At 35.9% G+C, this 2,627-nt stretch carries 1 protein-coding gene; it reads left to right on the top strand.

Features of this window, described 5'->3' with window-relative positions:
• Positions 1 to 686 precede the first annotated feature (686 nt).
• On the top strand, positions 687 to 2,627 hold a 1,941-nt coding region (locus ABY905_RS16260; protein WP_372645769.1), incomplete at its 3' end, for a TonB-dependent receptor plug domain-containing protein.

The following is a 2,627-nucleotide window of genomic DNA, read 5'->3' as shown; positions in this document are numbered from 1 at the left end:
TTTTATTTTTTTTGCATAAATGCATAATAAGCTCTGTAATTACCATTCTTTACTGGGATGGTAATATCTTTCAGATCCAGAATATGGAATAAGGAAGAGAACGGTTTCTGCATTTCATCTTTAATTTGAGAAATAAAGCACTGGTCCTGTTGGTGTTTAACGGTATTTCCCTTTGCCTTCAAAATAATCATCTTCTTCGTTAAAAGCTATGGAAAGGTAATAGGCATTTTCATTAAGTAGTTTGGCTAAATTTCTAACATACATCTCTCCATGCTCTGGATAAACGTGATGCAATAAGCCGTCATCTCAAATCCCATTCTCGACTGTAATTTCCCAGTCCACAACCAATATCAATTGCTTTGCGGCTTTGATAGACTTGCTTTTAATGAGATCTTGAATTGCAAGAGGCATTTCAAAGGAATTCCATGGAATGTTCTCAGGAGTTTACTCACCATATATTCGATTGAATCGTTGGCTTGATTTACCCATTTTATAAGGATTTGATTATCTGTTACCTATTTGATTTGAGATATCTGTTTTAACTAAATACCTCAAATTACGAATTTGAATGCGTGTTAATTTTAACAGATATTATCTATATTTGTTCGGTTTGCTGATTCTTATTGAGACTTGATAAGAGTTGGTATTAATAATCAATAGGTTTAAAATATTAAGAAAAGAAATCGATGAAAAAATTAATTATAAATAAAGAATTGTCCTATTTCAGGAAGTGGACAAGACAATCATATTCCATTTTTAAGAGTATTAGTAAAGAATGTGTTATTTCTTCTTTACTTGTGACTTACTTTTTAGTGGCAATGCCAAAAGAATCTTCTGCTCAGGCTGATACTGTGCTAGTGAATAACAACAAAAGGCTCGATGAAGTCGTCGTCAGTGCTCAACGAGCCTCCGTGACTTATTCGCAGATGGCTAGGGTCGTCATGATAATGGATAAGGATGCTATCGAGTCTGCTCCTGTTCAGAGTTTGCAAGATTTATTGGAGTATGTTTTAAATGTAGATGTACGCCAAAGAGGTAATCACGGGGTTCAGGCCGATGTGAGTGTTAGAGGGGGGAGTTTTGATCAAACCATGATTTTACTCAATGGCGTTAATATTACTGATCCACAGACGGGTCATTTGAGTTTAAATCTTCCTGTGGATATTGAAAGTATAGAGCGAGTTGAGGTTTTGCAAGGACCTGGAGCTCGTGTTTATGGACCCAATGCTTTTAGTGGAGCCATTAATTTTATTACAGGTACTGGTGATAAAAACAAACTAAAGGTAAATATCTCAGCTGGTGAAAATGGTTTTTATTCAGGTTCAGCTAATACCACCCTTATCACCGGGAAGTTGAAATCATATGTTGCTCTTGCACACAAGTTAAGTGATGGCTATATCGAGAATACAGATTTCAAAAATTCCAATGCTTTTTATCAAGGTCAACTCTCAACAGAGTTAGGATTACTAGATCTACAGTTGGGATACAACGAAAAAGCCTATGGTGCCAACTCTTTCTACACGGCATCTTTCCCAAATCAATTTGAAGAAAATAAAACCTCTTTTGCCAGTTTGCGATTAAGGACAAATGGCAAAGTAAAAATGACGCCTAATATTTATTGGAGACGTAGTCAGGATAGGTTTGAGTTATTCCGAAACAATCCAGCCTCATGGTATACGAATCACAACTATCACTTGACTGATGTTTATGGGACAAGCATGAATTTTGCTTTCTCGTCGAGCTTAGGGAAAACAGCTGCAGGTGTTGAGTTTCGATCTGAGAATGTATGGAGTAATGTTTTAGGTGAGTTGATGGAAGAACCGATGAAGGTGCCAGGCGAATCGGGTGCTTTTTTTACTAAAAACTATACTCGTACTAATATGAGTTATTTTTTAGAACACAATGTTTTTCTTGATCGATTCACATTCACGGCAGGTGTAATGGCTAACTGGAATTCGGATTTAGATAGAAGTTTCAGCTTCTATCCAGGTGTAGATATCAGTTATCAAATTTCATTGAATAGCAAATTATATGCTTCTGTGAATAAGTCATTGCGAATGCCAACCTTCACAGACTTATATTATGTGGGACCAACCAATATTGGAAACACTGACTTGGATCCTGAAGAAGCAACCACTTATGAAACCGGACTGAAATTTAATAAAGCATGGCTAAAAGCGCATGCTGGAATATTTAGAAGAGAAGGTCGAAATATGATTGATTGGGTTAAAGCAGCTTCGGAAGATAAATGGCAAGCCCAAAATATTACGAAGCTTGATACTTGGGGAATCGAATTTTCTTCGAATATCAATATGCGACGTCTCATTACTGAAGATTTCTTTATTAAAAATATTTCTATCAAATATGCTCATTTGGAAATGGATAAATCGTCTAGTGAATTTATTTCTCGTTATGCACTAGATCAGTTGAAACATAAATTGAATATGTCTCTAAACCATAAGATATATAAATCATTGGGTGCATCTTGGCAAGTTGCCTGGCAGGATCGAAATGGGACTTATACCTGGTATAATAAAAAAGATTTAAGTCAATTCGAAGAACGATCATATCGCCCATTCTGGTTGGTCGATACAAAACTTTACTGGCAAAAACCAACATATACCGTC

It is taken from the genome of Ancylomarina sp., assembly GCF_041555295.1.
In the GTDB taxonomy this organism is placed as follows: domain Bacteria; phylum Bacteroidota; class Bacteroidia; order Bacteroidales; family Marinifilaceae; genus Ancylomarina.
This window is presented reverse-complemented; position numbering and strand designations above follow the sequence as displayed.